The sequence below is a fragment of the Nocardioides psychrotolerans genome (assembly GCF_943371775.1).
In the GTDB taxonomy this organism is placed as follows: domain Bacteria; phylum Actinomycetota; class Actinomycetes; order Propionibacteriales; family Nocardioidaceae; genus Nocardioides; species Nocardioides psychrotolerans_A.
This window is the reverse complement of sequence record NZ_CALRWD010000048.1, coordinates 26,302-32,913: the sequence shown is the minus strand read 5'-3', so window position 1 is coordinate 32,913 and position 6,612 is coordinate 26,302. Positions and strand designations below refer to the sequence as shown.

Annotated in this window: 6 protein-coding genes and 1 riboswitch; all 6 genes read right to left on the bottom strand. The window is 72.4% G+C overall.

Features of this window, described 5'->3' with window-relative positions:
* Nucleotides 1-226: 226 nt before the first annotated feature.
* Nucleotides 227-1,276, bottom strand: a complete 1,050-nt coding sequence (locus AAG827_RS14225) for a phosphatase PAP2 family protein (protein ID WP_341926742.1) — start codon at nucleotides 1,274-1,276, stop codon at nucleotides 227-229.
* Between the two features lie 33 nt (nucleotides 1,277-1,309).
* Nucleotides 1,310-2,308, bottom strand: a complete 999-nt coding sequence (locus AAG827_RS14220; RefSeq protein WP_341926741.1) for an ABC transporter ATP-binding protein — start codon at nucleotides 2,306-2,308, stop codon at nucleotides 1,310-1,312.
* On the bottom strand, nucleotides 2,308-3,951 hold the full coding sequence (locus AAG827_RS14215) for an ABC transporter permease subunit (protein ID WP_341926739.1): 1,644 nt from the start codon (nucleotides 3,949-3,951) through the stop codon (nucleotides 2,308-2,310). The genes AAG827_RS14220 and AAG827_RS14215 overlap by 1 nt, the downstream gene beginning before the upstream one ends.
* A gap of 16 nt (nucleotides 3,952-3,967) precedes the next feature.
* Nucleotides 3,968-5,023, bottom strand: coding sequence for a thiamine ABC transporter substrate-binding protein (locus AAG827_RS14210; protein ID WP_341926738.1), 1,056 nt, complete (start codon nucleotides 5,021-5,023; stop codon nucleotides 3,968-3,970).
* Nucleotides 5,012-5,119, bottom strand: a riboswitch (TPP riboswitch). Its footprint overlaps the gene before it by 12 nt.
* 86 nt (nucleotides 5,120-5,205) lie before the next feature.
* A complete protein-coding gene (locus tag AAG827_RS14205; protein WP_341926737.1) occupies nucleotides 5,206-5,661 on the bottom strand; it encodes a GNAT family N-acetyltransferase in 456 nt (151 codons plus the stop codon).
* Nucleotides 5,658-6,578 carry an alpha/beta hydrolase gene (locus AAG827_RS14200; RefSeq protein WP_341926735.1) on the bottom strand — a complete coding sequence of 307 codons (921 nt, stop codon included), beginning with the start codon at nucleotides 6,576-6,578 and terminating at the stop codon, nucleotides 5,658-5,660. Before AAG827_RS14200 ends, AAG827_RS14205 begins: the two co-directional genes overlap by 4 nt.
* Nucleotides 6,579-6,612: the final 34 nt, after the last annotated feature.

Below are 6,612 nucleotides of genomic sequence, written 5' to 3'. Positions count from 1 at the left end.
GGTTCATTGGTTCAACACCCAACGACTACTGCACCGCCTGGGACGTCGACCACCCGCCGAAGCAGAAGCCCAGTACTACGCTGAAAACCACACCGACCACCACGTCGGAACCCAACCCGGGAGTGGATGAAACCCGGGACGGTTCACGGGCGGGTAGATGGGTGGACAGCGTGTTACAAGTGCGGCCAGGACGCCGACCAGCGGGCGGACCGGCCCGGACCAGCGGTCAGACCTTCTCGACCGGGATGGCCGAGGTGGTGGTGGTCGGGTGCGAGACCAGGCTCCGCCGCTCGAACTTCTGCCCCGTGGCGATGCCGCCGAGGTAGAAGGAGACGAAGGCGATCATGATGCCGGCGATGTCGTCGGCGAGGTAGTGCCAGCCGAAGTAGAGCGTCGCGACGATGGTGATCGCGAAGTTGGCCCAGAAGACGATCTTGAGGATCCGGCTGCGCAGGGTGAACTGCACCATCAGCGCGATCAGCAGCGTGATGGCGGTGTGGAGGCTGGCGAAGCCCGCGACGGACTGCACGACGCCGGTGACACCGCCGTGGATGACGTCCACCCGGTCCGCCGCGAGGGCGTTCATCAGGGCGGTCGTGGGGGTCTCGTCGAGGCCCTGGTAGCGGGAGAAGTACTCGAAGCCGGGGCCCTTGGTGGGCAGCGCGTAGTAGGACAGCGTGCCGAGCGACCAGGCGATGCACTGCGACGTGGCGAACCAGTAGCCGAAGGAGATGTTGCGCGACCACACCAGCCAGGCCGTCAGCGCGAGCGGCACCAGCGGCAGGAACCACACGTAGATCGTGGACAGGAAGTGCGCGGAGAAGTCCTGGCCGAGGATCGCGTGCAGCACCACCGGAGGGTCGGCGCCGAAGAAGAGGACGCGGTCGAGGTACATCAGCTCGCGGTCGTACTCCACGCCCGGCCGCGCGATCGGCAAGCAGGACTTGAGGTTGCGGTAGCTGACGTAGGTGACGTAGAAGGACACGATCCCCAGCGCCACCAGGGTGATCCGCTCACGGCTCCAGTGGGTGCGGATCCGCTCGCGCACGATGGGCAGCATCGCCTTCGGCCGCAGCTTGGAGAACCACAGGGTGCGCGGCAGCAGGTCGAGCAGGGCGGCGCCGAAGAGCAGCAGCGGCAGCCGCAACCACGACGGGCCGAGGAACGAGCCCTCGGGGTCGAGCAGCGGCCGGTCGTAGTGGCGCGACACGACGAACGCGAGCACGCCCATGACGAGGGCAGTGCCCACGAGGAGGACATAGGCGCGGCGATACACGGGGTCAGTGTAGAGAAGCCTCTTGCAGGAGTCTCATCCGATCACCGCGAGCCGCGACCGGTCCACCGCCAGGCGCACGGGCTCCCCCGCACTGGGGTGCGTGTCGACGGCCGCGACGGCGTCCACCTCGCCGAGCCCCTCGACGTCTACCACGAGGCGCACCTGGTCGGGCGTGACGCGCGCGGACACGACGACACCGACGAGCTGGTCGGCGCCCCCCGACGACGGCGAGACGTCGACGGTCAGCGCCGATCGTCGTACGGCGACCGCGCGGGCCGGCGCCAGCCCGGCGGCGCTCAGCAGGCGTGCGGCGGCAGGGCCCTCGAGCACGCGCGCGTAGCCCAGGAACAGGGCGGTGGCGGGGTCGACGGGTGCCCGCCAGACCTCGCCGATCGCGCCGCTCTGCACGAGGTGCCCGTCGCGCATGACCGCGAGCCGGTCGGCGACCGTGTAGGCCTCCTCGTGGTCGTGGGTGACCATCAGCGCGGTGGTGCCGGCCGCCACCAGGATCTCCCGCAGCTCACCGGCCAGCCGCTCGCGCAAGCCCGCGTCGAGCGCCGAGAGCGGCTCGTCGAGCAGCAGCAGCCGCGGGTCGACGGCCAGGGACCGGGCGAGGGCGACCCGCTGACGCTCACCGCCCGAGAGCGTGGAGGGCAGCCGGTCGCCGTAGCCCTCGAGACCGACGAGCGCGAGCAGCTCGCGGACCCGCGCGTCGACGTCACGGGCCCGCCTGAGCCGCAGCGCGTAGCCGACGTTGCGCGCGACCGTGAGGTGCGTGAAGAGCTGCCCGTCCTGGAACATCAGGGCGAAGCCGCGTTTGTGGGTGGGCACGCGGGCGAGGTCCTCCCCGGCCCAGGCGATGGCACCGCGGGCCGGCTCGAGGCCGGCGACCGCGCGCAGCAGTGTCGACTTGCCGGAGCCGGAGGGACCCAGCACCGCGAGCACCTGCCCGGCCGGCAGCTCGAGGGAGACGTCGACGACGGCCGGGACGCCGTCGTAGTCGACCGAGACGTGCGTGAGGGACAGGCTCATCAGATCGCTCCCAGGGACGGCACGCGCAGCCGCTCGACCGCCGCCATCACCAGCGCGGTGGTGGCGGCGAGGACGACGGAGGCGGCGAGGGCCATGCCGTAGTTCATCGCACCCGGGTGCCCGATCAGCCGGAAGATCACCACGGGCAGGGTCGGGTGGTCGTCGCGCGCGAGGAAGGCGGTCGCGCCGAACTCCCCCAGCGACGCGGCGAACGCGAAGCCGGACGCGGCGACCAACGGCTTCCACAGCACCGGCAGGTCGACGGTCATGACCGCCCGCAGCGGACCGGCGCCGAGCGACGCGGCCGCTTGGCGCTGCCGGTCGTCGATGCCGTCGAGGACCGGCACCAGCGTGCGCACGACGAGCGGCAGCGCGACCAGCGCCTGGGCGAGCGGCACCAGCAACGGTGAGTCGCGCAGGTCGAGCGGGGGCGAGTCCAGGGTGATCAGGAAGCCGAAGCCCAACGTGGCCGCGGAGACCCCCAGCGGCAGCATGAAGAAGCCGTCGAGCACCCCGCGGACGCGGCGCTCGGCCCGGGAGCGCGACCGGCGCGTGACAGCGAGCGCGACCAGGAGCCCCAGCGAGAGGGCCATCCAGGTCGCGTCGACGGCCGTGCGCAGGGAGGTGGCGAGCGCCTCGGTGACCGGCACGAGCAGCGCCTGCTGCGAGCCGGTGGTCGTGAGCGCGCGGTAGTTGTCGAGGCTCCACGCGTCACCGACCTGGAGCGACCCGACGAGCAGGGTCAGCAGCGGCGCCGCGACGAAGGCCAGCAGCAGACCGGTCGCCACCAGCTGCCCGAGGTCGCTGCGGCGGGGGCGTCGGGGCCGGGCAGGGACCCGCACCACGCTCGGGTCGGCGCTCGCCCGCAGCCGCCCGGCGATCGCGAGCAGGACGACCACCGCGACCAGCTGCACGATCGACAGCGCCGCCGCGCCCGGCAGGTCGAGCAGGTCGGTCGTCAGCAGGTAGATCTCGGTCTCGACCGAGGAGTAGCGGGTGCCGCCGAGGGTGAGCACGACACCGAAGGACGTGGCGCAGAAGAGGAAGACGACGCTCGCGGCGGACACGATCGCGGGTCGCAGGCCGGGCAGCGTGACGGTGAGGAACACCTGGCGCGGGCTCGCGCCCAGGGCCGCGGCGGCCTCGGCGGGTCGGGCGTCCATCGACTCCCAGGAGGCGCCGACCGCGCGGATCACCACGGCGGCGTTGAAGAAGACCAGGCCGGCGACAATCGCGACCGGCGTGCCGTCGAGGCCGAGGAAGCCCAGCGGCCCGGCCTCCCCCAGCAGCTGGCGGAACGCCACGCCGACCACGACGGTCGGCAGCACGAAGGGCACCAGCAGCGCTGCCCGGACCGCCCGCCGCAACGGGAAGTCCAGGCGGTGCAGCACGTAGGCGGCCGGCAGTCCGACCGCGACGGCGAGCAGCGTGGCCACCCCCGCGGACCACACGGTGAACCACACGACCCGACCGGTGCGCGGCCGGGTGAGCACGTCGAGGACCTCGCCGGGGGCGAAGGCGCCGTCGGGCCAGAAGCCCCGCGCGACCATGCCGCTGACGGGCAGCACGAAGAAGACGCCCAGCACCACGACCGGCACCAGGGCCAGGCCGAGCAGGGTGACCGGGCGCCTCCAGGTGCTCACGCGCGTCGCCGAGACGTCAGCCGGTGGTGACGTCGCGCCACTGCGTCAGCCAGTCGTCCCGGTTGGCGGCGACCTCGGCCGGGTCGACCTCCCACGGGTCGGTCGGCTGCTGCGCGAAGGTCGCCCAGTCCTCGGGCAGCGGGGTGTCGTCGACGACCGGGAAGACGTACATGCTGTCGGGGAGCGCCGCCTGCACCTCCGGGCCGGTCATGAAGTCGACCAGCGCGCGGGCGCCCTCGGGGTTGGCGGCGCCGGCCAGCACGCCGGCGTACTCCACCTGCGTGAAGCAGGTGTCCAGCAGCGCGCTGGTGGTCGTCCCGCCCTCGCCGTCGACGGTGAACGCCGGGGAGGAGTCGTAGGACAGCACGATCGGGCGCTCGCCCTTGCCCCCGCCCTGGGTGAAGTCGCCCTGGTAGGCCTCCGACCAACCGCTGGTGAGCAGCGCGCCGTTGTCCATCAGGTCGGCCCAGTAGTCGGGCCACGCGTCGCCCTTGGCGGCGATCGTCGTCAGCAGGAACGCCAGGCCAGGCGAGCTGGTGGCGGCGGAGGGGAGCACGAAGAGGTCCTCGTACGTCGGGTCCGTCAGGTCGTCGAGCGTCTCCGGCGGGGCGATCCCCTCGGTCTCGAACCACGTGTCGTCGACGTTGACGCAGACGTTGCCGTTGTCGACGGGGGTGAGCGCGTGCTCGTCGTCGCCGGGCAGCTCGAAGTCGGACACACCTGCGGGGGTCGGGTGCTCGTAGCCCTCGAACACGCCCTCCTCGAGCGCCCGCGACGCGAAGGTGTTGTCGACGCCGAACGCGACGTCGCCCGTCGGGTCGTCCTGGGTGAGGACCAGCTTGTTGGTCAGCGAGCCGGCGTCGCCGGACGCGCGCACCACGAGCTCGTAGCCGGACTGCTCCTCGAAGGCCGCCTGGACCTCGTCGGGCAGCACGAAGGACTCGTGCGTGACCAGCACGACCTCGCCCCCGGCCTGGGCGGCGGCCTGCTCCTCGTCGTCACCGGTGCCGATGAGTGAGCAGGAGGCCGTCGCGAACGCACACGTGAGCAGGACAGCAGAAATGGACTTCATGTGACTCCCTTCGCCGGTGCTAACCGGAGCAGGTTCGAGGGTCTGCGGCTCTTCCGCACTCTCAGCAAGCTCGCGCTTGCTCCCCTGTCGTGAACCTCCAGGCTAGCGACCCCGCCGCTGGTGCTCCACACCCGTCCGCGCCGACGCAATGTTGCACGCCGTACGCCGAGTCGGCGCGGCGGTCACGCGTGGTGCGGCCGGCGCATCGGCAGGTGCGCGATGCCGTCCTCCAGGAACTCCTCGCCGTCCACGACGAACCCGAAGCCGGCGTAGAAGTCGTGCAGCGGCGACTGGGCGTCGAGCACGACCGCGCGATCGGGGCAGATGCTGAGCGCGGTCTCCATCAGCGCGGCGGCCAGTCCGCGACCGCGCGCCGCGGAAGCCAGCACCACGCGGCCGATGCGCCATGCCGTCGCGTCGTCGAGCACGCGGGCATAGCCGAGGAGCGCGCCGTCGTCACCGTCGTGGCCACTGCCGTCGCGGAGCAGCACGTGGCGGGTGCCGGGCTCGAGGTCGCGGCCGTCGAGGTCGGGGTAAGGACACTCCTGCTCGACGACGAAGACCTCCTGGCGCAGCCGCCACACGGCGTAGGCCGTGGCGGGGTCGAGGGCCGCGAAGGGCAGGGCTGCGATGTTCACCGGAGGAACTCCACCGTGCGCCGGAAGGCGTCCTTGGCCTCCGGGATCAGCGGCAGGATCGGGTAGACGTGGATCAGGTCGGGCTCCTCGACGTAGGTGAGGTCCCACGTCGACCCCGCGGCGCGGGAGGCGAGGAGCCGGCACCCGGCCACGAGCAGGTCACGGGTCCCGCAGAGCATCAGCGCCGGAGGCAGGCCGTCGAGGTCGGCCAGCGCCGGCGACGTCTCGGGGCTCCCCAGGGCGTCGGGCGACCCGGCCCACCACTCGGCGTACGACCGCAGCTGGGGGAGGGAGAGCCACGGGTCGATGGCGTCGAGCGCCTCGGTCTCCGGGGTGCTGGTCGTCAGGTCCACCCAGGGGGAGATGAGCAGCAGGTGCGAGGGCTGCGGGCCGCCGCGATCGCGGAGGGTCTGGGCGAGCGCCAGGGCGTAGCCCCCACCGGCCGAGTCGCCGGCGAGCACCAGCGGGCCCCCCGCGGCCCAGCGCGAGGCGAGGTCGGCCAGCGCCTCGTGGGAGTCGTGCACGGTGTGCTCAGGTGCCAGTGGGTAGGCCGGCATCACGACGCGGGCTCCGAGCTCGCGGGCCAGCCGGGTCGCATACACCACGTGCGTGCGGTCCATCGGCGACACGAACCCGCCGCCGTGCACGTAGAAGAGGGTGCTCGTGATGCGCACACCGCGCGGTGTCAGGACGTACGCCGCGAAGTCGCCCGCCGGTCCCGTCACCGTCTCCGTCACGACCGCGACGTCGTTGGCGAAGCCCCGGATCCCCCTCACCGGCAGGTCGGGCTGCACCTGTCCCCACCTGGCGTGCACCGCCGCGATGCGCGACCGCTCCTGCTCGGGGCGGTCCAGGTCGCTGGCGCCGCGGATCCTGGGGATCACGAAGGCGAGGAGGGCATGACGACGGCTCGGCATGGCGAGGAGCCTTCCACAGCCGAGTCGGCGTGAT